Below are 22,816 nucleotides of genomic sequence, written 5' to 3'. Positions count from 1 at the left end.
ACGCGCCAAAAGCGGGAACTGCGTTGCGTGATCCAGCCCGGGCGCCGGCAAGGGCGACGCGGAGCATGGAGTTCAGCGGGCTCAACTGAGCCTCGCCAGCGCGAAAACGCGCAGCATTGTGGCGTGAAGACACGAAAGTAGCCTCTCCCAATGCCTACGAGGTGAGCTGTCGGATTCGGATGGGAGTCACCCGGCCGCTCCGCTTCCTGGGAAGCTTTGCGACTTAACCCCAAGGTCTTCTTGCGAAGACCAAAATTGGTTCCCCCGCCCCTGCCAGACGATGTCATGCGAACGGACCTTGAGCGGTGGCAGAGTTAGGCAATCCACTCAAGAGCGCCAACTTCGGAGAAGTTGGCGTGCTTCATACGGTACAACAGTTGGGACTCAATGTCACATTCAGATCACGGCGTGTCACAGAAATGCGAGTCGTCCCTCGGGTCGGCTTAGAGCCAGCCCAGCGGATCAACGACTTCCCCGTTGACCATCACCTCGAAGTGGAGGTGGCAGCCGGTGGAGGCGCCGGTGGTTCCGCTCATCGCCACCACATCGCCGCGCGAGACCTGCTGGCCCACGTGGACGTTGGAGGACGATAAGTGGTTGTACGTGGTCTCCAGGCCGTTGCCATGGTCGATCACGACCCGGTTGCCGCCCCCGTAGGGGTGCCAGCCGGAAAAAGTCACGGTGCCGCTCGCGGCGGCGTGCACCGCGGTGCCGCACTGCGCGGCATAGTCCTGGCCGCGGTGGAATTCGCCAACGGCGCCTGTGATGGGGCTGACCCGGTAGCCGAACGGCGACGCGGTGACCATGGCGTCCAGCGGGGCCCCGAGGCTGCCGGCCGAGGCCGCACGGGTGATGGTGCCCACGGACTGGGCGCTGAGCAGCTGCTTGAGCTTGCTGTCCGGGTCGCCCTTGGTGGTGACCGCCGTGCGGTTGAAGTTGATTTCGGCGGCCGCTGCCTTGACCTCGGGCTGCGCTGCGGCGGAAACCGAGCCAGCCTTGCCGGCCTCGGTGGCCATCACGGGGCCGGTGGCCGGAACGGCGACGGTGAGGACCAGACCGGTGGCCGCGAGGGCGATGCCGGCCTTCTGACCCACACCGCTCACGGCGGCGAAGTCGGTTACCTGGCGGAACGGGCTGCGCCGGCCGCGGCGCTCGTCGCGGTGCGCATCGCGCGGGCGCTCGGTGAGAACGACGGCGGCCGGGCGCGGCTCCGGAGCGGGACCGGTCGCACGACGGCGGCCCCTGACGGTCTGGGTGGTCAAGAAGGGTTCCTCTCTGGATAGCCTGCGAAGTTAGCTGTCGGATTCGGGTCAGAGAGATCAAAGACCCGGTCCGCCGGTGCAAGCATCCAGACACAGGGGCGTCCTCAGCGGATCCCTCATGGTGTTTGCTCGCCGCTAGCGGACTTCACCCCAAGGCTGCTGAATCAGCAGCCGGTTGTGGTTCCCCCGCCTCTGCCAGAAGGTGACTCGCTTACTGGTCCGCTGGCAGAGCTCGGCTTCGGATCAGATAACGCTTTAGTATCGGTGCTAGTCATCAACTATAGGGGATTAAGGCAAGCGGTAATAATTCCGTTATCTCGCCTGTGCATAACGTGACAGCGGGTCCGCGGATACAGGAGGAGCCGAGGTTACCCGAGCGTAACGAACACGTGGGCGGCGACCTCGGGCGGCAGTTCGAGCGCGCCTTCAATGTCCGGCACCCGGACCGAGATGTACTCTCCCACACGCTCCAGTGACACCCTGGCTCCGGGACGGATTCCGCCTTCGTCGAGCTGGACCAGCAGCTCCGGCTCCACCTGGATCGGCTCGGCCAGCCGGTTCACGGTGATCCGTGAATCCGCGCCGTAGCCGGCCATCGCCTCGAGCAGGTTGACCACCCCGCCGCGTTCCGCCGTCGGGAGCCCGCCGAGTTCGGCGAGGCCGGGGATCGGGTTCCCGTAGGGGGAGACGGTCGGGTGGTCCAGCATTTCGAAGATGCGGCGTTCGACGCGTTCGCTCATCACGTGCTCCCAGCGGCACGCTTCCTCGTGGACGTACGCCCAGTCGAGTCCGATCACGTCGGCGAGCAGCCGCTCGGCCAGGCGGTGCTTGCGCATGACCTCAATGGCGCGTTTCCGGCCCGTGTCGGTCAGTTCAAGGTGCCGGTCCCCGGAAACAACCACGAGTCCGTCCCGTTCCATCCGTCCGACGGTCTGGGAAACGGTGGGGCCGGAATGACGGAGCCGTTCGGCGATGCGGGCGCGGAGGGCGACGATGTTCTCTTCTTCAAGTTCCAGGATGGTCCGAAGATACATCTCGGTGGTGTCGATCAGATCCGTCATTCAGCTCAGCTCCTCGAGCGCCGTCCTTGCGTCATTCCCACCGTACAGCGTGCAGGATGCGCCCCGGCGAGATCCGCCGTACGTCACCGCACAGCCTAGCCTATTTTGAATTAGTCCGGATAATTTGTCCGCTCTTCCGTGGACCTGCTTCCGACGCCGGAACCGGCCGCGTGTCCGGTTCCCGCGTCCGCGTCAATGACCGGACTGTGACGGACGGTTTTCCCGCCCGGCCGTGGCCGTCGGGCAGAATATAGAGCGGGTCCGGCCGAATCCGGCGCGGGGCCCGTCCGAGCCACGCCACGCACCCAGCCGAAAAATTGGAGCCACTGTGAGCGACACCAGCATCACCATCCCCGCGAACCTCCTTCCCAAGGACGGCCGGTTTGGCGCCGGGCCGTCCAAGGTCCGGCCGGAGCAGATGGAGGCCCTGTCCGCGGCGTCGGCGAAGCTGCTCGGCACCTCGCACCGCCAGGCGCCGGTGAAGAACCTGGTGGGGTCGGTCCGGACCGGTCTGAGTGACTTCTTCCGCGCCCCCGACGGCTACGAGGTCATCCTCGGCGTCGGCGGGTCCACGGCGTTCTGGGACATCGCCAGCTTCGGCCTGGTGGAGAACAAGGCCCAGCACCTGTCCTTCGGCGAGTTCGGCTCGAAGTTCGCCGCGGCGACCAACAAGGCACCGTTCCTCGCCGAATCCTCGATCATCAAGTCCGAGCCCGGCACCCGCCCCGAGGCGCAGGCCGAGGCCGGCGTCGACGCCTACGCCTGGCCGCAGAATGAGACCTCCACCGGGGTCGCCGCGCCGGTGAAGCGCGTGCCCGGCGCCGATGCCGGTTCCCTCGTCCTGGTGGACGCCACCTCCGCCGCCGGCGGCCTGGACGTGGACGTCGCCGAGTCCGACGTTTACTACTTTGCGCCGCAGAAGAACTTCGCGTCCGACGGCGGCCTTTGGCTGGGGCTGTTCTCCCCGGCAGCGCTGGAGCGCGCCGCCCGGATCAAAGCCGGCGGCCGCTGGATTCCGGACTTCCTGGATCTGCAGACCGCGATCGACAATTCGCGGCTGAACCAGACCTACAACACTCCGGCGCTGGCCACCCTGGTGACCCTGGACGCGCAGGTGCAGTGGCTCAACGCCAACGGCGGCCTCGACTTCGCCGCCGCGCGGACCGCCGACTCGGCGGGCCGCATCTACCGCTGGGCCGAGGCCTCCTCCTATGCGACCCCCTTCGTGGCCAGGGCCGAGGACCGGTCCAACGTGATTGCCACGATCGACTTCGACGACTCGATCGATGCCGCGGCCATCGCCAAGGTCCTGCGCGCCAACGGCGTGGTGGATACCGAGCCGTACCGCAAGCTGGGCCGGAACCAGCTGCGCATCGCCACCTTCGTGGCGATCGAGCCGGACGACGTCTCCGCGCTGCTCGAGTGCATCGACTTCGTCGTCGGCGAACTCAAGAAGTAGCGCCGCCGCCGTCCCTGCCGGGACGGATCAGCGGCCGACGGCGTCGTCCGGGTTTTCCTCCCGGGCGGCGCCGTTCGGGTTTTCCGCCCGGTTTTCCGCCCGGTTTTCCTCCCGAAGAGCGTTGCCGGGGACGACCCGGAAGTAGCGCAGGCCGCGGGCCCTGCGGTTGAAGGCGATCCGCAGCTGCTTCGCCCGGGCGATCCAGACCATGCCGATCAGGGCCGCGATCACGCCGGCCGCCGCAGCGACGCCCATGGACCAGCGCGCGCCGGCCACGTTTGCCACCCAGCCGACCAGCGGCGCGCCGATGGGGGTGCCGCCCATGAAGATCGCCATGTACAGGGCCATCACCCGGCCGCGCATCACCGGGTCCGTAGTGGTCTGGACGTAGCCGTTGGCGCTGGTCATCATGGTGATCGCGAAGAGCCCCACCGGCACCAGCGCGACGCCGAACCAGAAGTAGTTCGGTGCCAGCGCGGCGAGGCCTGAGGTCAGGCCGAAGGCACCGGCCGCGCCGAAGATCACGCGCATCCGCGGCCGGCCGCGCCCGGCGGAGAGCAGCGCGCCGGCGACGGAACCGATCGCCATGATCGAGTTCATCAGACCGAAGGCACCGGCATCCAGGCCGAACTCGGTGCCGACCATGGCGGCGATGAAGAGGACGAAGTTCAGGCCGAGGGTGCCCACAATGAACACGGCCACCAGCACCACAACGATGTCCGGCCGGTACCGCACGTAGCGCAGGCCCTCACGGATCCTGCCCTTTCCGGCCGGGGCCCGCGGCAGCTGCCGGAGCGAGGCGGTGGGGATTTTGGCCAGGCTCAGCAACAGGGCCAGGAAGGTGACGGTGTTGACCAGGAAGACCCAGCCGGGGCCGATGGCGACGGTGAGCATCCCGGCGACGGCGGGGCCGATCATCCGCGCCACGTTGAAGGAGGCGCTGTTGAGGGCGACGGCGTTGGGCAGGTAGTCGTCGCGGACCAGCTCGGAGACGAAGGTCTGGCGCACGGGCGCATCGAGGGCGGACACGACGCCCAGCAGCAGGGCGAAGATGTAGACGTGCCAAAGCTGCGCAGCGCCGGACAGCACCAGCAGGCCCAGGGCCGCGCTCAGCAGCGCCATCGCGGACTGCGTCAGGACCAGCAGCTGTTTGCGGTTGAAGCGGTCGGCCACCAGCCCGGCCACGGGGGCGAGGAACAGCTGCGGGCCCAGCTGCAGGGCCATCGTGACGCCCATGGCGCCGGCGTCCTGCGCGCTCAGATGGTCAAAGACCAGCCAGTCCTGGGCGGTGCGCTGCATCCAGGTCCCGATATTGGAGACGAGGGCGCCAATGAACCAGATCCGGTAGTTCAGGATGTGCAGCGATTTGAAGGTGGACCTCATGTCCCGACCCTCCGCCGCATTCCCCCGGACAGTTCCAAACCGCTAGTCGGCCTCGGCGGCGGACTCGGCCTGCGCCGGATCACTGCCGGCGCCGCCGGCAGCCGGCCCGGAGGCGTCGTCGTCGGCGTCGTCTTCCGGCGCGTTCTCGTCGGCGGGCTCTTCCGCGTCGCTGTCGGCGTCGTCTTCCGGCGCGGCAACAGCCGCGGGGGCTTCGGCGGCCTCGTCCTGCTGCGCGTCCTCCGGACGCACCCGCTCGGCCCACGGCACCCACTCGGGGGCCAGGATGGCATCCTCGGAGGGCAGCAGGCCCAGCTCATCCACCGTCACGGTCTTGGAGCGCGAATTGCGCGTCAGCACCGCGTACCACTGCCAGCCGCCGTAACCGGGCAGCTTGGACTCGAAAAGGTGCGTGACCAAGCGGTCGCCCTCGCTCTTGGCAGCCAGGTGCCGGCCGATCTGTTCCGCCGGGGCGATGCCCTCCACCGCGGCGCGTGCGACGTCGACCGAGGCTGCCAGGAAGGCGTCGGGCTTGCCGACGCGCCAGACGGGCACGCCGTGGCGCGGCTTGGATCCTGCTTTGGCGCCGGCGGCCTTGGCGGCTGCACCGGCCGCCGCGGCCGCGTTCTGTTCAGGTTCCGGAGTCATCAGACTTACGCGTCCAGCTCGTCGGCGACCTTACGAAGCGCGACGGCGATGGCCTTGGCCTTGTTGCCCTCCGGGTACTTCCCGGCGGACAGTGTTCCGGAGAGGTTGTCCAGCACGCTGACGAGGTCCTGCACCAGCGGCGCGAGGTCTTTCGCGCTGGGACGCTTGGCCTTCGCGATCGACGGGGTCTTGTCCAGGACCCGCAGGCCCAGCGCCTGGGCTCCCTTGCGGCCGTCGGCCACACCGAACTCCACCCGGGTTCCGGCCTTGAGTTCGGTTACGCCCTCGGGCAGCGCCGACTTGGGCAGGAAGACCTCCTGGCCGTCTTCGCCAGCGAGGAATCCGAAGCCTTTTTCCTTGTCATACCACTTGACCTTGCCGGTGGGCACGTAATCAACCTTCTTCGTTCTGGGGGACGCGGCCGGCGGTCACCGCATCCGCATGGTTATGCGGGTTCAGGGTGTGACTGCCCGGACCGTGTTGGTCTGTTCCTCCAAGGTTATCCTGCCTTGGCCACTTTGACGGCTTGAGGCGCGGGCGAAGCCGGGCTGTTAGCGTTGCCTCCATGACTGCACAGCGCTTCCGGCGGCCCCTCTTGATTCTTGCGGCCGCCGTGGCCGCGCTCTCGCTGGCTGCCGTCGGAGCCGTCATGGTCATGGCCTTCAACAACGTAGTCGCCCCGGCGTGGATTACATCCACCGCGCTTTACGGGCTGCCGCTGGCGTTCCTGCTGATGCTTGCCTTGGTGGTCGACGCCGTCGCAGCCCGGCGCCGGACGCCCGGGCACGGCGAAAGGTAACGTTGGACTGATGTCCCTTATCCGCGCGCTCAGCAAGGAACTGCAGGCACGCAGCGACGACTCGTTGCGGGCCCTGTTCGCCGCGCGGCCGGACCTGATTTCCCCCGCGGTGCCGGACTTCTCCGCCCTGGCCGCCCGCGCCAGCGGCCGGGTCAGCGTGCAGCGGGCGCTGGAACGGCTGAACCGCCCCGAAATGCAGGTCCTCGAGACCCTGCACCTGTGCACCAACACGGACACCGGACACAGCGCGTCCGCCGCAACGCTCAAGCGGCTGATCAACGGCTCCACGGTTACCGCGCTGGAACGGCTGCTGCACTCGCTACAGGAACTGGCCCTGGTGCACCGGGCCGAGCCGCCGCACGGCGTGACCCCGGCCGCGGGCCGGCAGCGCTACTACCTTCCGGTCGGCAGCCTCAAGGACGTCATCGGCATCTACCCTGCCGGGCTGGGGAGAAGTTACACCGAACTCGTCCGGCTCCAGCCCGCCTTCGCGCAGCGGGTGGTGCAGCTGGTCGGCGAACTGCACCGCAGCGGCGCCGACATCGCCCCCGCCACCACCCCGATGGAGGCGGCGCTGTCGCTGCAGCACTGGACCGCGTCGCCGGAGGCCCTGCAGGCGCTCCTTGCCACCGCGCCGGAACGCACGACGGCGCTGCTCGCCCGCTTCGGCAACTGGGCCATGGGTGCCGTGCCCCAGGCGCAGCGGCGCGCGTCGGTGCTGAACGAGGGTTCCGACGTCGGGCCGGTCGACTGGCTGCTGGCCCGCGGGCTGCTGGTGCCGCTGGACGCCGCCCATGTGGAGCTGCCGCACAGCGTCGGCGTCGCGCTCCGCGGCGGTGTTGTGATCGAGCACTTCGCCCTCAGCCCGCCGGCGCCGCGGCTGGGGCTGACCAGCGCGGCGCTGCGCCGCAACGCCGCGCTGGGCGCCATCGCCGAAACCCTGCGGCTGACCGGCGAACTGCTCTACGCGGTGCGTGAGCAGCCCCTCGTCACGCTGCGCAGCGGCGGTGTGGGGGTGCGGGAGATGAAGCGCCTCGCCGACGCGCTGCGGATCGGGCTGCACGAGGCGGGTGTGCTGGCCGAGCTGTGCGCCCTCGCCGGGTTGCTGCGGCTGGACGTGGACAGTTCCGCCTGGGTGCAGGCGCCGCAGCTGGAATGGCTGACGCTGCCCCGGCAGGAGCAGTGGCTCTGGCTGGTCAACGCCTGGCTCGCCAGTGAGCGGGTCCCGTCCCTGGTCGGCCAGCCGGTCAGCGGCGTCGCCACCGCGCAGGCCCACCGCGGTCCGGCCGGCAGCGCGATCAACGCCCTCTCCGCGGAGGCGCAGCGGCCGGACGCCCCGGTGGTCCGGAAGCGGATCCTGGAAATCCTCAATGAACTCACCCTGGAGGCCGCCGCGGCGGACGGCGAAGCCCCGGTGCTGGACGCCGCCGCCGTGCTGGAACGGGCCGACTGGTCGCAGCCGCGGATGGCGCGCCGGTTCAGTTCGCTCATCCAGGGGGTCCTCGCCGAGGCCGAAATGCTGGGCCTGGTCGGTTCCGGCGCGCTGAGCCAGATCGGCGCGGCGATCGCCGTCGAACAGCCCGACCAAGCGCTGGCCATCCTCGGCGAGCACCTGCCCGCGGCACTGAACCACGTGCTGCTCCAGGCGGACCTGACCGCCGTCGCCCCCGGCTATCTGGACCCGGAGCTGAGTGAGAAGCTCCTGACCATGGCCGATGCCGAAGGCCAGGGCCCGGCCACCATCTACCGCTTCTCGGTGGCCTCGGTCCGGCGCGCCCTCGACGCCGGACAGGACGCCGGCGCGCTGCTGGACTTCCTCCGCGAGCACTCGGCCACCGCCGTCCCGCAGCCGCTGCAGTACCTCATCGAGGACACCGCAGCGCGCCACGCGCGGCTCCGGGTGGGCCCGGCTGCGAGCTTCATCCACAGCGAGGACGAAACCGCCCTGCTGGAGCTGCTCAACACCCCGGCAGCCTCCGGCCTGGGCCTGGTCCGGATCGCGCCGACCGTGCTGGTCTCGCACACAACGCCCCGGGAAGCGGCGCAGCTGCTGCGCAGCCTGGGCCTGTCCCCCGCGGTGGAGGAGGCCGACTCCGCCGTCGTCCGGCTGCGCCGCAGCACCGCGGCACCGGGCAGCGCCCGGCCGGTCTACACGGCCCCGCGCACCGCTCCCGCGGACGCCGATGTCGACGCCCAGCTTGCGGTGCTGCGCGACGGCGGGTCTCCCTCCGGCGCCGCTGCGTCGGGAGGCCGCGGCGCCGCAGCCGCGTCCGGGGCGTCCGGCGGCGAGGCCGCGACGCAGCTGGGCCTGGAGACGCTGCAGAAGGCCATCCGGCTCAAGCAGCGGGTGGTGATGAACGTCGTGGACAGCCTGGGGAATGCCACCCGCGAAACCGTTGTTCCGGTAGCAGTGAATGGCGGGCGTGTGCGCGTGTTCGATCCGGCCAAGGAAACCGAACGGGTCCTGTCCATCCACCGGATCATTGATGTTGAAGCCACAGAGGAACTGCTCCAGTGAATGACGGACCGCTGATCGTCCAGAGTGACAAGACCATCCTGCTGGAAGTGGACCACGCCCAGGCCACCGAGGCACGCCACGCGATCGCGGCGTTCGCCGAGCTGGAACGCGCCCCGGAACACGTCCACAGCTACCGGCTCACGCCGCTGGGACTGTGGAACGCCCGGGCGGCCGGGCTCGACGCCGAGAAGGTGCTCGACACGCTGCTCAAGTACTCCCGGTTCCCGGTGCCGCATTCGCTGCTGATCGACATCGAAGAGACCATGTCCCGCTACGGCCGGCTGCGCCTTGAGAAGGACCCGCAGCACGGCCTGGTGATGCGCACCTCCGACTACCCGGTCCTGGAGGAAGTCAGCCGCGCCAAGAAGATTGCTCCCCTGCTGGGCCCGCGGATCGACGCCGAGACCGTGGTGGTGCACTCCTCCCAGCGCGGCCAGCTCAAGCAGCTGCTGCTCAAGATCGGCTGGCCCGCAGAGGACCTTGCCGGCTACGTGGACGGCACGCCGCACCCCATCATGCTCAACGAAACCGGCTGGAAGCTCCGGCCCTACCAGCAGCTGGCGACGGAGAACTTCTGGGCCGGCGGCAGCGGCGTCGTCGTGCTCCCCTGCGGTGCCGGCAAGACGCTGGTCGGTGCGGCCGCCATGGCCACGAGTTCCACCACCACGCTGATCCTGGTGACCAACACGGTGTCCGCCCGGCAGTGGAAGGACGAACTGCTCAAGCGGACCTCCCTGACTGAGGAGGAGATCGGCGAATACTCCGGCTCGGTCAAGGAAGTCCGGCCCGTCACGATCGCCACCTATCAGGTGCTCACCACCAAGCGCGGCGGGCTCTACCCGCACCTGGAGCTGGTGGACGGCAATGACTGGGGCCTGATCATCTATGACGAGGTGCACCTGCTGCCGGCGCCGATCTTCCGGATGACCGCGGACCTGCAGGCCCGCCGCCGCCTCGGCCTGACCGCCACCCTGGTCCGCGAGGACGGCCGCGAGGGCGAGGTCTTCAGCCTGATCGGGCCCAAGCGCTACGACGCCCCGTGGAAGGACATCGAGGCGCAGGGCTACATCGCGCCCGCGGACTGCGTGGAGGTCCGGGTGGATCTCCCCCGCGACGAACGGGTGGCCTACGCCATGGCCGAGGACGCGGACAAGTACCGGCTCTGCGCCACCTCGGAGACCAAGACCGGGATCGTGGAGCGGCTTGTGGCCGAGCACGCCGGCGAGCAGCTGCTCGTGATCGGGCAGTACATCGACCAGCTCGACGAGATCGGCGAGCGCCTGCAGGCGCCGGTGATCAAGGGCGACACCTCGGTGAAGGAGCGCCAACGGCTCTTCGACGCGTTCCGTGCCGGCGAGGTGCGGACCCTGGTCGTGTCCAAGGTTGCCAACTTCTCCATCGACCTGCCCGAGGCCTCGGTGGCGATCCAGGTATCGGGTTCCTTCGGCTCCCGCCAGGAGGAAGCGCAGCGGCTGGGACGGCTGCTCCGGCCCAAGCAGGACGGCCGCGCCGCGCGCTTCTACTCCCTGGTGGCCCGGGACACGCTGGACCAGGACTTCGCGGCGAAGCGCCAGCGCTTCCTGGCCGAGCAGGGCTACGCATACCGGATCATGGACGCGAAGGACGTCGGCGCCGGCCACTAGCGGACGCCCATTCAACACACATCCGGCGTTCAGAAAACTCACAGAGTCTGGGAGCATCATGGGAACCATGAAAAAGAACGGTCCCGAAGCCAAGCTGCTCGTCGTCGATGACGAACCCAACATCCGCGAGCTGCTCTCCACCTCGCTGCGCTTCGCCGGGTTCGAAGTTGTCTCCGCCGGCACCGGCCGCGATGCCCTCGCCGCCGCGGAGCTCCACTCCCCGGACCTCGCCGTCCTCGACGTGATGCTGCCGGACATGGACGGGTTCACCGTCACCCGCCGGCTACGCGCCGCAGGCAAGCACTTCCCGGTGCTCTTCCTGACCGCCAAGGACGACACCGAGGACAAGGTCACCGGCCTCACCGTGGGCGGCGACGACTACGTCACCAAGCCGTTCAGCCTCGACGAGGTGGTGGCGCGCATCCGCGCCGTGCTGCGCCGCACCCAGCCGCTCCAGGACGACGACGCCGTCATCCGCGTCGACGATTTGGAGCTCGACGACGACGCCCACGAGGTGCGCCGCGGCGGCACCGTGATCGAGCTGTCCCCCACCGAGTTCAAGCTGCTGCGCTACCTCATGCTCAACCCCAACCGGGTGCTCTCCAAGGCCCAGATCCTCGACCACGTCTGGGAGTACGACTTCAACGGGGACGCCTCGATCGTGGAGTCCTACATCTCCTACCTCCGGCGCAAGGTGGACATCGACCCCGCGGCACCGGCCCTGATCCAGACCAAGCGGGGCGTCGGCTACGTGCTGCGGACGGCTGAGAAGCGCTGACCTTGCTGCACCGTTGGAGGACGGCGTCGCTGCGGTCCCAGCTGGTCGCCATCATGATGGCCCTGATGCTCGTGGCCCTCACCGCCACCGGCGCCGGCACCCTCGCCCTGCTGCACAGCTACCTGCAGGGCCAGGTCGATGACAAGCTCAAGGCCGCCGTCGAGACGGCCCGCCAGCAGCAGTCGTTCAGCCAACTGCAGGACCAGAACCCGAATGTCCCCACCGACTATTCGCTGATGCTCTTCAGCCCGGGCCAGCCGTCCTACGTCTTCGGCGGCAGCAAGGGCTCGCGTCCGGCCATCACCAGCATCACGCCGCAGGAGGCCCGCGACCGCGGCGAGGTGCCGTTCCAGGTCCGCGGCACCGAGGGCCGCAACTGGCGGGTGGTGGCCGTTACCGTGCTGGACGGCAACCAGCACGCCGCCGTCGTCGTGATCGGGCTGCCGCTCTACCCGGTGGATTCGGTGATGGAGCACGCCGTCCTCGTCGTCGTCGGCGTCGGGCTGCTGACCCTGGTGCTGGCCTTTTTCATCGCCACCTGGACCGTCACCCGGTCCTTCCGCCCGCTGGGGCGGGTGGAGAAGACCGCGGCGGCGATCGCCGCCGGGGACCTGTCCCGCCGCGTGGAGGTCGAGAATCCCGACACCGAGGTCGGCCGGTTGAGCCGGTCCCTCAACGCCATGCTGGCGCACATCGAGTCGGCCTTCGCCGCCCGGATGGCGTCGGAGGCCAAGATGCGCCGCTTCGCCGCCGACGCGTCCCACGAGCTGCGCACCCCGCTGGTCACCATCCGCGGTTTCTCGGAGCTGTACCGGCACGGTGCCCTGGCCACGCCCGAGGACGTGGCCACCGCGATGGGGCGGATCGAGAGCGAAGCCAAGCGGATGGGCGCCATGGTGGAGGACCTCCTGCTGCTGGCCCGGATCGACGAGCAGCGCCCGTTGCAGCAGAAGCCCGTGGACATGTTGCTGCTGGCCCACGACGCCGTGGTGGACACCCAGGCCAGCGACCGCAGCCGGGTGATCTCGCTTCGCGGCCTCGACGGCGGCGCCGGCGCCCCCGCCCCGGTGATGGGCGACGAGGCGAAGCTGCGCCAGGTGGTCGGCAACCTCGTTGGCAACGCCCTGCGCTATACCCCGGAGGGCACTCCGATCGAACTCGCCGTGGGGGTGCGGGCCGATGCTGACGGGACGCGCCGCTCGGTGATCGAGGTCCGCGACCACGGCCCCGGCGTCCCCGAGGACGAGGCGGCCCGGATCTTTGAACGCTTCTACCGGGCGGACACCTCCCGGACCCGGGAAACCGGCGGCAGCGGCCTGGGCCTGGCGATCGTGGCCGCCATCGTTGGGTCACACTCGGGCACCGTCCGCGTCGAGCCGACCGAGGGCGGCGGCGCCACCCTGGTGGTCAGCCTCCCGTACCTGGCGGACGCGGAGCCTCCGGAGGCGGAGCTGGCCGGCCCCGAGCACGGCACCGACTCCGTTGCCGGGACCGGCCTGCATACCGGCCCCGACGCCGAGGCGGAGTCCGGAGCCAGCCCTCACGTGGGGTCCGGAGCCGAACCAGGCGGCCCGGCGCGCAGCTAGCGTTTTCCACATAGGGGTTCTGCGTGCTGGGACCGGTGACGGCAGCTGCCTAGGCTCACAGTGTCCGGAAAGTCCGGGCACCCCCAGCCGTCGAAAGGCCACCGAAGTGAGCATTATTTCCGTCGATACCGAACTGCTCCAGCTCAAGTCCGCCAACGTCCAGGCCACGGTCGAGAGAATCAGCGCCGACGTGCAGGCGATGCGGCACGGGCTGGACGAGCTGCAGGCAAGCTGGCGCGGCTCGGCTGCCACGAACTTCCAGGCCCTGCTCGCCGAGTGGGTGCTGACCCAGGGCAAGGTCGAGGCCTCCCTGGCCTCGATCAACCTCGCGCTCAACTCTGCAGCGGCCAGCTACGCCCAGGCCGAGCTGAACAACACCCAGCGGTTCAGCTAGCCGGCTCCCCGGTGGCCGGCCGCGGTCCTGTGCGGCAGCTAGGCCTCCGGGGTGCCCTGGTGGAAGCGCAGGCGCCACTGGGCACCGTCCAGCACCCACAGGGAGCTGCGCAGCACCGCCCCGACGCGGGTGTGGCTGCGGTAGGTCAGTAGCACCGCCGTGTCGCCGAGCCGGTCCGCGGCCAGAAGCTCGAGTTCGGCCGTGCTGTCGGGATTCTCCTCCAATTCCATCATCAGCTCGTCGCGGGTCCAGAGCCGCCCCGAGCTGCCGATCTCGGTGAAGTCAGGATGCAGCAGCACGCCCAGGCGTCCCAGGTCCGCACGGGTCTCGGGGAGCAGCAGTTCGCGCTCCAGCGACTCGACGACATCCTCCGGGCTTTGTTCCGGACCGGCCGCGGCTGCCCGGGATTCCTCTTCCAGCTCGCTGAAAAGGTCGGGTTCGGCGAACAGCCCGGATTCACCGAACAGGGTCGGTTCAGCGAACACCTCCCGGGTGCCGGCGCGGGCGGCCAGCGGCTGCCGGGACTCCGCCTGGGCTGCGGGGCGGGGCTGCGCGGCAGTCTGCCGCGCGGCGGGGGCGGCAGCGTTGCCGGCGGGGGCCGGAGCAGCCGTGTCGCCGGCGCGGACGAAGCCGGGGCCCTGCCTGGCCGCGACGCCCTGCTGGTAGGCGGTGGCGGCGGCCCGGGCGCGTTCATCGGCCGCTTCGTTAAGATCGTGGCCGGCGTGCCCGCGGACCCATTCGAAGGTGTATTTGCGTCCGGTGAGCGCCTGGTCGATTTCCTTGAGCAGCTCGACGTTGAGTACGGGCTTGCCGTCGGACTTCCGCCAGCCCTTCCGCTTCCAACCCGGCATCCACTTGGTCACCGAGTTGATCACATACTGGCTGTCGCACAGGATGTGCAGGTCCTCGTCCGGGACGTGCGCGGTGGCCCGGAAGAGGTCCAGGACCGCCATCAGCTCGCCCTGGTTGTTGGTGCCGTGCGGCCAACCGCCGGCACGCCAGCAGTCATCGTTCACGTACCAGGCCCATCCGGCCGGGCCGGGATTTCCTAAAGCCGAACCGTCGGCCGCTGCTGTAATCGTCACTGCACCATCCTGCCAGACCTCCGCCACCCAACGCTCCCGCACTACCGCCGCCAAATCCCCCAACGCTCCCGCACCACCGCCGCACCACCGGCGCACCAACTGAGGGAGCGCCCTGGCCTCGGGGTTAACGCCGACGGCGGCCCCACCAAAGGTGGGACCGCCGTCGTCGAACGTACTGCGCTGACGGGAATCCGTCAGGCCGGGCGTTCAGGGCTGGAAAGCCGGATGGTTAGAAACCGCCCATGCCGCCCATGCCGCCCATGTCGTCGCCGCCGCCCATGGCCGGAGCGTTCTTCTCCGGCTTGTCGGCCACGACGGCCTCGGTGGTGAGGAACAGGCCGGCGATGGAAGCCGCGTTCTGCAGGGCAGAGCGGGTGACCTTGACCGGGTCGTTGATGCCGGCAGCCAGCAGGTCGACATATTCGCCGGTGGCAGCGTTCAGGCCGTGGCCGGCGGGCAGGCCGCGGACCTTGTCCACCACAACGCCGGGCTCAAGGCCGGCGTTGAAAGCGATCTGCTTCAGCGGGGCGTCGATGGCTACGCGGACGATGTTCGCGCCGGTTGCCTCGTCACCTTCGAGCTGCAGGTTGGCGAACGCCTTGGCGCCGGCCTGGATCAGGGCCACGCCACCGCCGGCGACGATGCCCTCTTCGACAGCAGCCTTGGCGTTGCGGACGGCGTCCTCAATGCGGTGCTTGCGTTCCTTGAGCTCAACCTCGGTTGCGGCACCGGCCTTGATGACTGCAACGCCGCCGGCCAGCTTGGCCAGGCGTTCCTGCAGCTTCTCGCGGTCGTAGTCGGAATCGGAGTTCTCGATCTCGGCACGGATCTGGGAGACGCGGCCGGCGATCTGGTCGGCGTCGCCGGCACCTTCGACGATGGTGGTCTCGTCCTTGGTAACAACGACCTTGCGGGCCTTGCCAAGCAGCTCGAGGCCGGCGGTCTCAAGCTTGAGGCCGACTTCCTCGGAGATGACCTGGCCGCCGGTGAGGATGGCGATGTCGGCCAGCTGCGCCTTGCGGCGGTCACCGAAGCCCGGAGCCTTGACGGCGACGGACTTGAAGGTGCCACGGATCTTGTTGACGATCAGGGTGGCCAGGGCCTCGCCCTCGATGTCCTCGGCAATGATCAGCAGCGGCTTGTTGGACTGCATGACCTTTTCGAGGACCGCAACCAGTTCCTTGACGTTGGAGATCTTGGAGTTGACGATCAGGATGTACGGGTCCTCGAGGACCGTTTCCTGGCGCTCGGCGTCGGTGACGAAGTAGGCCGAGATGTAGCCCTTGTCGAAGCGCATGCCCTCGGTGAGCTCCAGCTCGAGGCCGAAGGTGTTCGACTCCTCGACGGTGATGACGCCTTCCTTGCCGACCTTGTCCAGGGCTTCGGCAATCAGGGCGCCAATTTCGTTGTCGCCGGCAGAGATGGACGCGGTGGCGGCGATCTCTTCCTTGGTCTCGATTTCCTTGGCGGAAGCCAGGAGCTCGCGGGTGACGGCGTCAACGGCCTTTTCGATGCCGCGCTTCAGGGAGAGCGGGTCGGCACCGGCCGCGACGTTGCGCAGGCCTTCCTTGACGAGGGCCTGGGCCAGCACGGTGGCCGTGGTGGTACCGTCGCCGGCGACGTCGTCGGTCTTCTTGGCAACTTCCTTGACCAGCTCGGCGCCGATCTTCTCGTACGGGTCGTCCAGTTCGATCTCCTTGGCGATGGAAACACCATCGTTGGTGATCGTGGGGGCGCCCCACTTCTTTTCGAGGACGACGTTGCGTCCACGCGGGCCGAGGGTGACCTTGACGGCGTCGGCGAGGATGTTCAGGCCCCGCTCAAGACCGCGGCGTGCCTCTTCATCAAATGCAATGATCTTGGCCATAACGGCAGTAGTCCTTTCGGGACAGTCGTTAAGAATGAACCTGGGCTTTGGTGCCCGCGACGGACGATTCCTGCCCGGCAGCCTCTGTATGCCGCCGGGCCGGGGATCTCACCCCAGCCAGGTATTTCTCTCGCTCCCGGACCGCCCGCTCCCACGGCCGCAGCCGGCCGAAACCGGGCGTCGTGTTAGCAGTCAATACGCGGGAGTGCTAACTCAATAATTAGCACTCCCCCGGGGAGAGTGCAAGCAGTGGCGGCGGATGGCGGCGCCGCCGCGCGGGGCGCTTCGCTACCAGCGATCAGGAGCCGGTGCTGCGGGCGGTTTCGCTGCCGGTCATCGTGGCGATGTTGTCCGTGCCGTAGCTGTAGACCATGTAGGCGGCGGCGGTGACGTCGCCGTTGCTGTCGAAATTGATCGGGCCGGAGGCGCCGTCGTAATCGGGGCGTTTGCCGGCCCGGAGGGCGGCCACACAGTCCCGGTAGGACTTGCACGCCGCTGCTTCGCCGGAGGGAGCACCGGCACCGCCGTTCGCCGCCGTGCCGCCGGATACGGAGACCAGCTTCGAGGCGATCGAGGTGCCGGCGTCGTCCTCTGCCGCGGCGGCAGCAACGGCGGCGAGGTTGACGGCGTCATAGGTCTCGGCGGCAAAGGCCATGTCTTTGAGGCCCGGATCAACGGCCACGAGTTCGGCCTGGAAGTGCGCGGAGGGGAAGGTCCCGGGCAGGACCCCGCGGGCGCCGTCCAGGGCCTTGGAGCCGAGGCCGGCGCCGTACTGGTTGACCGCGCCGTCGCTGAGGATGAGCTTGTTCCCGGCCAGGCCCGCGTTGTTGAGCTCGGCGATGGCGCCTTGGGCGCCGTCGCGGGCCACGAGCACGACGGCGTCCGGGGCCGCTGCCTTGGCGGCAGCTGCCGCTTGTTGGGCCTGGCCGGCCTTGAACTCGGCGTCGACAGCGGTGCCCAGGCCCGCGGCCTTCGCTGCCGCTGCGACGGCGACGGAGACGTCCTTGCCGTAGTCGCCTTCCTCGTGCACGACGGCGATGGTCTTGGCGCCGCCGTCCTTGGCGAGTTTGACGAGGATCGACGCCTGCGCCACGTCGGCCGCGGCGGTGCGGAAGTAGTAGCCGCCGCTCTTGTAGGTGCTTAGCCCGGGTGCGGTGTTCGCCGGGGAAATGATCGCGACCTTCGCCCGCGCGAGCACGTCGATGGCGCCCGCGGCCCGGCTGGAGTCGGTGGGGCCGATGACAACGTCGGCTTTGGCCGCCACCAGGTCCTTGGCCTGGGCGGCGGTGTCCGTGCCAACCGCTGAGGGCAGCAGTTCCACCGGCTTGCCTTTGTGGCCTCCCGCCGCGTTGATTTCCTTGACGGCCAGCTTTGCCGCCGCCAGCTGCGGCGCGTTGAGGAAGTCCTGTGTTCCGGTGTTATCCAGAATCAGGCCGATCCGCAGGGTGCCGTCGCCGCTTGCCTCGGCTGGGTCCAGCCGGGCGTTGCCGGTGGGCCCGGCGCAGGCTGCCAGCGCCAGGGTGGCGGCCACGCCGGTAACTGCGGCGCGGCTGAAGCGCCGGGCGTTCCGCCGGCGCTCGATGTTACTGGGGTCAGCTTCCGCCGTGGAGGAAGCCACTAGGCGGGCCGGACGCTTTCGGCCTGGGGACCCTTTTCGCCTTCGCCGACTTCCAGCTCCACCCGCTGGCCCTCGCTCAGGGCGCGATAGCCCTCACCGGCAATCGCGGACCAGTGCACGAAGACGTCCGCCCCGGAGCTGTCGACGGTGATGAAGCCGTAGCCCTTTTCGGCGTTGAACCACTTGACGGTCCCCAGTGCCATGTTCTCCACACTTTCAGCTAGCTTGCTAACGGCCCACCCCGATGTGCGCCGCGGTATGCGGAACGAAGTCCGCAGTCACTGTACCCACAGGCCTCCACCCGGGCGCCGGCACGGGCACGCGTCCGCCCGGAATAGTTATTCAGGCGTAACCGAAGCCGGCGGGCCGGCGGGCGTTATTCGAACCCGGGGCCCAGGACTACGACCAGCGGCATCTGGAATTCGGCCGAATCCACCAGGGTGCCGATTCCGAGGAGCGAGCCCAGCTCCTCGGCGTTGGCCTTCTGGGCCGGGCCGTTGTAGAAGACCACGGAGGTCTGCTGGGGTGCGCCGCCCCAGTTGCCGAGCGGGCCCGCGGCCCAGCCCGCGGCGGTGACCGTGGAGCCGACCCGGCCGGCCAAGCCCGCTGTCCCGGTGGCGTTGTAGACGGCCACCGGCTGCGTCTTGTCCACGGCGCCGCCCGGCGTGGCCGAGGGGGTTGCCGAAGGGGTCGGCTTGGAGGCTGCCGGCGCAAGGGTGCCGGCTGGCGTTTTGCTGGCGGACGGAGTGCTGCCCGCCGCGGCGGTGGTGGGCGCCTGCGAGGCCGCCGAGTTGCTGCCGGCCTGGTCCGCCGTCATGGCGGAGCTGCCGGGGCCGAAGCCTAGTTTGGGCAGAAGGAAGAACGCGACGAGGCCGATCGCCAGGGCCGCGGCGCCGACGGCCAGGATGGCACCCAGGCGGCGGGCGGCGGGGGCGGAGACTGCCCGGTGGACACCCTGGCGGGTGGAGGTCTCCGGGACCCGATCAAATTCATCCCGAGCGTATTTGGTCATGGTAAAACGACGTCCTTGCTGATTTCTGGCTGGTGGTCCGGCGCCGGAATCCCCGCGGAATACCGCGTCTCCGGCCGGACTTTACGCGCGTTTACGCGTCCGAGCCCAAACGGCGTGCCGTGCGGGCACGTTGGCGTGACGTACGTAGTCTACGCAATCTCTTGACCAGCATGGGATCGTGGGCCAGCGCCGCCTCGGTATCGATCAGGGCGTTGAGGATCTGGTAATAGTGCGTGGCGGAGAGGTCAAAGAGCTCCCGGATGGCCTGTTCCTTGGCGCCAGCGTACTTCCACCACTGCCGCTCCAACGCGAGCATCTGCTGGTCCCGGCTGCTCAGCGGCGAATCTTCGGACGCCGCCGCCGGCCCGGCGTCGGCGTCTTCCGCGGGCAGGTACTCGGGTGCTGCTTCGGCCACTGCACACTCCCTGGCTCGATCGGATGGGTCTCCCCACATGTTACGGCCGAATAACAGGCTTGTCATTTGGCCAGCCCCGAAGGGGCGGCGGGTGTCCTGCGAGAATGGGACCGTGTTTGATTCGTTTGATTCCGAGGCGCTCTTCCAGTTCGAACCCGGGGGCGGCGGGGCGGAGGACTTCGCGGCGCTGGCACGACTGCCGCTGGAGGAACTTCTCGCCCCGGACTGGGCCGTGGCGCTGGCCCCCGTCGAGGGGCAGTTGCGGGCGGCCCTCGAGTTCGTCGCCGCCGAGGCCGCCGCCGGCCACGAGGTGCTGCCGGCCCCCTCGAACCTGCTGCGGGCCTTCCGGCAGCCGCTGGCCGGCGTCCGGGTGCTGATTGTGGGCCAGGACCCGTATCCCACGCCGGGCCACGCCGTCGGGCTGTCCTTTGCGGTGGACGGCGGCACCCGTCCGATCCCGCGCAGCCTCGCCAACATCTACAAGGAGCTCGACGCCGACCTGGGGCTGCCGCCGCGCGTGCACGGCGACCTCAGCCGCTGGTCGGAGCAGGGGGTGCTGCTGCTCAACCGGGTGCTCAGCGTTCGGGCCGGAGCCGCCGGGTCGCACCGCAACAAGGGCTGGGAAGCCGTCACGGCGGCCGCCATCAGCGCCGTCGCGGAGCGGCGCGGCGACGACGGCGCCCCGGTGCCGCTCGTCGTGATCCTCTGGGGCAAGGACGCCGAGGGTGTGCGGCCGCTGCTGGGCACGGCCGCCGTGATCGCCAGCGCCCACCCCAGCCCGCTGTCGGCCGCCCGCGGCTTTTTCGGCTCGCGGCCCTTCAGCCGGGCCAACGAGCTGCTCGCCGCCCAGGGTGACGGGACCGTGGACTGGGAACTGCCGCCGCTGCCCTGACCCGGTTCTTGGCTAGGCTTGGCTGCATGACTTCCGTCCCCGCCGCCACCACCGCCAACCGGAACTCCCGGCCCCAGACCAATCTCACGGTCCTGCGCCGCGAGCAGCTGTCACCGCACATGGTCCGGATCGTCGCCGGCGGCCCCGGCTTCGCCGCTTATGTCAACAACGACTACGTGGACCGGTACATCAAGATCGCTTTCCCGCAACCCGGGGTCGATTACCCGCAGCCGCTGGATTTGTGGGCCATCCGGGAGTCGCACCCGCGGGAGCAGTGGCCGCACACCCGGACCTACACCGTGCGCTGGGTTGATCCGGCCGCGGGTGAGCTGGCGATCGACTTCGTCATCCACGGCGATGAAGGCCTAGCCGGACCGTGGGCCGCCGCAGCCCAGGCCGGGGACGCCCTCGTGTTCACCGGGCCGGGCGGGGGCTACAACCCCGACCCTGCGGCCGACTGGCACCTCTTCGCCGGCGACGAGTCCGCCCTGCCGGCGATCAGCGCAGCGATCGAGTCCCTGCCCCGGGACGCCCGCGGCCTGGCCTTCCTGGAAGTGGACGGCGACGCCGATGTCCTGGCGATCGACGCCCCCGCCGGGGTCCAGCTACACTGGCTGCTGCGCCGCGGCACTCCGGCCGGCGACGGCGGACTGCTGGTGGAGGCGGTGCGCGATGCGCAGTGGCCCGAGGGCCGGGTCCACGTCTTCGCGCACGGGGAGCGCGGCTCCATGAAGTCCCTGCGCGAGGTTTTCTTTGCCCAGCGCGGCCTGGAACGCGGGCAGGTCTCGCTGTCCGGCTACTGGGCCAGGGGCCGGGTGGAGGACGAATTCCAGGCCGAGAAAAAACTGCCCGTCGGCAAGATCTAGCCGGCCCTTCCCGGCTGCCGGGGCCGGCGCCGGCCTAGCGGCGCCGGGCCCGGCGTCGTTCGTTGCTGGCCAGGCTCCGGGTCAGCGGCCTAGCGAGCGTATCGCCCAGCACAATTCCGGCCGCGACGCCCAGCACAATCGCCCCGGCGTTGAGCATGCCGCCGGCGCCCATCAGGATCTCGGATTCCTCGATCGTCAACACATACATGGACCGGAATATAGTCAGCCCGGGCAGCAGGATGAGGGCGGCGGGCACGGCCACGACCAGCTGCGGGGCACCCATCCGGAGCGCCACCACCCGGGCCAGGAGGCCGATGACCACGGCGGCGAGGGCCGGGGCGAACCGGGGGCCGATGCCGGCCGCTGTCCCGCCGATCAGCACCAGATGGCCGACGACGCCGACGGCCGCCGTGGGGAGCAGCAGCTTCAGCGAGGTCTGCTCGGTGACGCCGATCGCGACGACGGCGATCGCCACCAGCGGGACCAGGACCCACAAGGGATACTTCGGCGGGAATGTTTCGGTGACGTCAATGGCTTCCATCCCGGTCATCGCGCCGACGACGAAGCCGACCGCGATCCCGGAGACGAGCGCCCCGAACGTCAGCATGGTGGAGAGGAAACGGCCGGCGGCGGTGACCGGGAAGCCGTTGATCGCGTCCTGGACCGAGGAGACGAGCCGTCCGGTGGGCAGGAGCAGCAGGATGCCGCCCACCACCACGATGGCGGGGGCGATGTTGATCCCCAGCGGGCTGCCGAAGCGCCACAGCAACAGCGCGACCAGGGTGACCACAAAGGAGCACGCCGCCGTGATGAAGAAGTCCGGCGTACGCCAGCGGCCCAGTTGCCGCGCCAGCAGGCTGACCAACAGGTTGGACAGGAACGCGATCCCGGAGGCGGCCAGCCCGCCGCCCAGGACGCCGACGAAGACGGCGGAGAAGACGCCAAACGCCACGGTGACCATCCAGCGCGGGAACGGCTTCGGGCTGTGCGTGATCTCGTCGAGCCGGCGTATCGCTTCCTCGCGGCCCACGCCCCCGGCCACAATGTCCGTGACCAACTGGTGGACCTGGGCGAGGCCGGCGTAGTTGTTGGTCCAGGACCGGACCACGCGCAGCAGCGAGATGGGGGTCTGGTCCTTCGGGGCGTAGTTGATGGCCACCGACTGGTTGGTGATGTCCACTTCGATGTTCTTTAGCCCCAGCGCGGCGGTGATGGCGATGATGCTGGTCTCCACCTCAAGCGCTCCGGCGCCGTACCGGAACATCGATTCGGCCAGCTTGAGGGCGAAGTCGATGGTCTTGCGGGCGGAGGTGTCCACGCCGCCGACCTGGATCATCGGGTTGGCGTAGGGGCTGCCGGCCAGCCGGTCGACAATACTCAGCGGCGCGGTGGGCGGGTTCTCGCCCTGGACCAGCCTGCGGAGCATGCGTTTGGCGGCGGCGTTCTGGCGCACCTGCAGGGCCGACATCGGCTCGGTCCGGGGCAGGCCGTCCGTCTGCGGCCCGCGGCGGCCGTCGGGTGTTTTGGTCATTC

Annotated in this window: 21 protein-coding genes and 2 riboswitches; of the genes, 9 read left to right on the top strand and 12 right to left on the bottom strand. The window is 69.4% G+C overall.

The window, feature by feature from the left end:
• Positions 1–137: 137 nt before the first annotated feature.
• Positions 138–296: riboswitch (cyclic di-AMP (ydaO/yuaA leader) on the bottom strand.
• A 147-nt stretch (positions 297–443) separates the two neighbouring features.
• Positions 444–1,262 carry a M23 family metallopeptidase gene (locus AC1MBE_RS13045; protein WP_479778855.1) on the bottom strand — a complete coding sequence of 273 codons (819 nt, stop codon included), beginning with the start codon at positions 1,260–1,262 and terminating at the stop codon, positions 444–446.
• A 4-nt stretch (positions 1,263–1,266) separates the two neighbouring features.
• A riboswitch (cyclic di-AMP (ydaO/yuaA leader) is annotated at positions 1,267–1,510 on the bottom strand.
• A 120-nt stretch (positions 1,511–1,630) separates the two neighbouring features.
• A complete protein-coding gene (locus AC1MBE_RS13040; RefSeq protein WP_346960615.1) occupies positions 1,631–2,323 on the bottom strand; it encodes an iron-dependent transcriptional repressor DtxR in 693 nt (230 codons plus the stop codon).
• 328 nt (positions 2,324–2,651) lie between these two features.
• On the opposite strand from AC1MBE_RS13040, the gene serC reads away from it, so the two are divergent.
• Positions 2,652–3,782: a phosphoserine transaminase gene (gene serC, locus AC1MBE_RS13035; RefSeq protein ID WP_479778853.1), complete on the top strand. Its 1,131-nt coding sequence runs from the start codon at positions 2,652–2,654 to the stop codon at positions 3,780–3,782.
• Between the two features lie 27 nt (positions 3,783–3,809).
• On the opposite strand, the gene AC1MBE_RS13030 is transcribed toward serC, so the two are convergent.
• From AC1MBE_RS13030 to AC1MBE_RS13020, 3 genes are read right to left on the bottom strand one after another with little or no spacing between them, the layout of a single operon-like run.
• The gene (locus AC1MBE_RS13030) at positions 3,810–5,165 is read right to left on the bottom strand and encodes an MFS transporter (protein ID WP_479778851.1); all 1,356 of its coding nucleotides are present in this window, start codon (positions 5,163–5,165) and stop codon (positions 3,810–3,812) included.
• 42 nt (positions 5,166–5,207) lie between these two features.
• Positions 5,208–5,810: a DUF3027 domain-containing protein gene (locus AC1MBE_RS13025; protein WP_479778849.1), complete on the bottom strand. Its 603-nt coding sequence runs from the start codon at positions 5,808–5,810 to the stop codon at positions 5,208–5,210.
• A gap of 5 nt (positions 5,811–5,815) precedes the next feature.
• A complete protein-coding gene (locus AC1MBE_RS13020; RefSeq protein WP_175322024.1) occupies positions 5,816–6,199 on the bottom strand; it encodes a cold shock domain-containing protein in 384 nt (127 codons plus the stop codon).
• Between the two features lie 176 nt (positions 6,200–6,375).
• Here AC1MBE_RS13020 and AC1MBE_RS13015 point away from each other — a divergent pair, with 176 nt between their 5' ends.
• From AC1MBE_RS13015 to AC1MBE_RS12990, 6 genes are all read left to right on the top strand, one after another.
• Positions 6,376–6,609 (top strand): hypothetical protein, encoded by a 234-nt coding sequence (locus AC1MBE_RS13015; protein WP_479778847.1) that lies wholly within the window; start codon positions 6,376–6,378, stop codon positions 6,607–6,609.
• A 10-nt stretch (positions 6,610–6,619) separates the two neighbouring features.
• Positions 6,620–9,127 (top strand): helicase-associated domain-containing protein, encoded by a 2,508-nt coding sequence (locus AC1MBE_RS13010; protein ID WP_479778845.1) that lies wholly within the window; start codon positions 6,620–6,622, stop codon positions 9,125–9,127.
• Complete coding sequence (locus AC1MBE_RS13005) at positions 9,124–10,770, top strand: DNA repair helicase XPB (RefSeq protein WP_479778843.1); 1,647 nt, start codon at positions 9,124–9,126, stop codon at positions 10,768–10,770. Before AC1MBE_RS13010 ends, AC1MBE_RS13005 begins: the two co-directional genes overlap by 4 nt.
• Positions 10,771–10,837: 67 nt before the next feature.
• Positions 10,838–11,548, top strand: coding sequence for a response regulator transcription factor (locus tag AC1MBE_RS13000; RefSeq protein WP_175322020.1), 711 nt, complete (start codon positions 10,838–10,840; stop codon positions 11,546–11,548).
• Between the two features lie 2 nt (positions 11,549–11,550).
• Positions 11,551–13,134: a sensor histidine kinase gene (locus AC1MBE_RS12995; protein ID WP_479778841.1), complete on the top strand. Its 1,584-nt coding sequence runs from the start codon at positions 11,551–11,553 to the stop codon at positions 13,132–13,134.
• 106 nt (positions 13,135–13,240) lie between these two features.
• Positions 13,241–13,528, top strand: coding sequence for a WXG100 family type VII secretion target (locus tag AC1MBE_RS12990; RefSeq protein ID WP_479778839.1), 288 nt, complete (start codon positions 13,241–13,243; stop codon positions 13,526–13,528).
• 38 nt (positions 13,529–13,566) lie between these two features.
• Here AC1MBE_RS12990 and AC1MBE_RS12985 read toward each other — a convergent pair whose 3' ends face one another.
• From AC1MBE_RS12985 to AC1MBE_RS12960, 6 genes are all read right to left on the bottom strand, one after another.
• Positions 13,567–14,613, bottom strand: coding sequence for an RNase H family protein (locus AC1MBE_RS12985; RefSeq protein WP_479778837.1), 1,047 nt, complete (start codon positions 14,611–14,613; stop codon positions 13,567–13,569).
• A 229-nt stretch (positions 14,614–14,842) separates the two neighbouring features.
• A complete protein-coding gene (groL, locus tag AC1MBE_RS12980; RefSeq protein ID WP_346960625.1) occupies positions 14,843–16,480 on the bottom strand; it encodes a chaperonin GroEL in 1,638 nt (545 codons plus the stop codon).
• 298 nt (positions 16,481–16,778) lie between these two features.
• Positions 16,779–18,098: an ABC transporter substrate-binding protein gene (locus tag AC1MBE_RS12975; RefSeq protein ID WP_479778835.1), complete on the bottom strand. Its 1,320-nt coding sequence runs from the start codon at positions 18,096–18,098 to the stop codon at positions 16,779–16,781.
• On the bottom strand, positions 18,098–18,301 hold the full coding sequence (locus AC1MBE_RS12970; protein WP_479778833.1) for a cold-shock protein: 204 nt from the start codon (positions 18,299–18,301) through the stop codon (positions 18,098–18,100). Before AC1MBE_RS12970 ends, AC1MBE_RS12975 begins: the two co-directional genes overlap by 1 nt.
• Before the next feature lie 173 nt (positions 18,302–18,474).
• The gene (locus AC1MBE_RS12965) at positions 18,475–19,110 is read right to left on the bottom strand and encodes a LytR C-terminal domain-containing protein (RefSeq protein ID WP_479778832.1); all 636 of its coding nucleotides are present in this window, start codon (positions 19,108–19,110) and stop codon (positions 18,475–18,477) included.
• Between the two features lie 91 nt (positions 19,111–19,201).
• Positions 19,202–19,525 carry a DUF3263 domain-containing protein gene (locus tag AC1MBE_RS12960; protein WP_479778830.1) on the bottom strand — a complete coding sequence of 108 codons (324 nt, stop codon included), beginning with the start codon at positions 19,523–19,525 and terminating at the stop codon, positions 19,202–19,204.
• A gap of 112 nt (positions 19,526–19,637) precedes the next feature.
• On the opposite strand from AC1MBE_RS12960, the gene AC1MBE_RS12955 reads away from it, so the two are divergent.
• Both AC1MBE_RS12955 and AC1MBE_RS12950 read left to right on the top strand, forming a co-directional pair.
• The gene (locus AC1MBE_RS12955; RefSeq protein WP_479778828.1) at positions 19,638–20,417 is read left to right on the top strand and encodes a uracil-DNA glycosylase; all 780 of its coding nucleotides are present in this window, start codon (positions 19,638–19,640) and stop codon (positions 20,415–20,417) included.
• Between the two features lie 26 nt (positions 20,418–20,443).
• A complete protein-coding gene (locus AC1MBE_RS12950) occupies positions 20,444–21,283 on the top strand; it encodes a siderophore-interacting protein (protein ID WP_479778826.1) in 840 nt (279 codons plus the stop codon).
• A 34-nt stretch (positions 21,284–21,317) separates the two neighbouring features.
• Here the strand turns inward: AC1MBE_RS12950 and AC1MBE_RS12945 are convergent, their stop codons facing one another.
• Positions 21,318–22,814: a threonine/serine exporter family protein gene (locus AC1MBE_RS12945; protein ID WP_479778824.1), complete on the bottom strand. Its 1,497-nt coding sequence runs from the start codon at positions 22,812–22,814 to the stop codon at positions 21,318–21,320.
• Positions 22,815–22,816: the final 2 nt, after the last annotated feature.

It is taken from the genome of Arthrobacter sp. BG5, assembly GCF_056680155.1.
The sequence above is the reverse complement of the archived record's forward strand: the minus strand, read 5'-3'. Positions and strand labels throughout refer to the sequence as shown.

Coding starts and splice junctions, on each gene's coding strand:
- AC1MBE_RS13000 (WP_175322020.1), top strand. CDS start 10,838: ATGAAAAAGAACGGTCCCGAAGCCAAGCTGCTCGTCGTCGATGACGAA.
- groL (WP_346960625.1), bottom strand. CDS start 16,480: ATGGCCAAGATCATTGCATTTGATGAAGAGGCACGCCGCGGTCTTGAG.
- AC1MBE_RS13025 (WP_479778849.1), bottom strand. CDS start 5,810: ATGACTCCGGAACCTGAACAGAACGCGGCCGCGGCGGCCGGTGCAGCC.
- AC1MBE_RS12950 (WP_479778826.1), top strand. CDS start 20,444: ATGACTTCCGTCCCCGCCGCCACCACCGCCAACCGGAACTCCCGGCCC.
- AC1MBE_RS12970 (WP_479778833.1), bottom strand. CDS start 18,301: ATGGCACTGGGGACCGTCAAGTGGTTCAACGCCGAAAAGGGCTACGGC.
- AC1MBE_RS12965 (WP_479778832.1), bottom strand. CDS start 19,110: ATGACCAAATACGCTCGGGATGAATTTGATCGGGTCCCGGAGACCTCC.
- AC1MBE_RS12945 (WP_479778824.1), bottom strand. CDS start 22,814: ATGACCAAAACACCCGACGGCCGCCGCGGGCCGCAGACGGACGGCCTG.
- AC1MBE_RS13040 (WP_346960615.1), bottom strand. CDS start 2,323: ATGACGGATCTGATCGACACCACCGAGATGTATCTTCGGACCATCCTG.
- AC1MBE_RS13030 (WP_479778851.1), bottom strand. CDS start 5,165: ATGAGGTCCACCTTCAAATCGCTGCACATCCTGAACTACCGGATCTGG.
- AC1MBE_RS13010 (WP_479778845.1), top strand. CDS start 6,620: ATGTCCCTTATCCGCGCGCTCAGCAAGGAACTGCAGGCACGCAGCGAC.
- AC1MBE_RS13015 (WP_479778847.1), top strand. CDS start 6,376: ATGACTGCACAGCGCTTCCGGCGGCCCCTCTTGATTCTTGCGGCCGCC.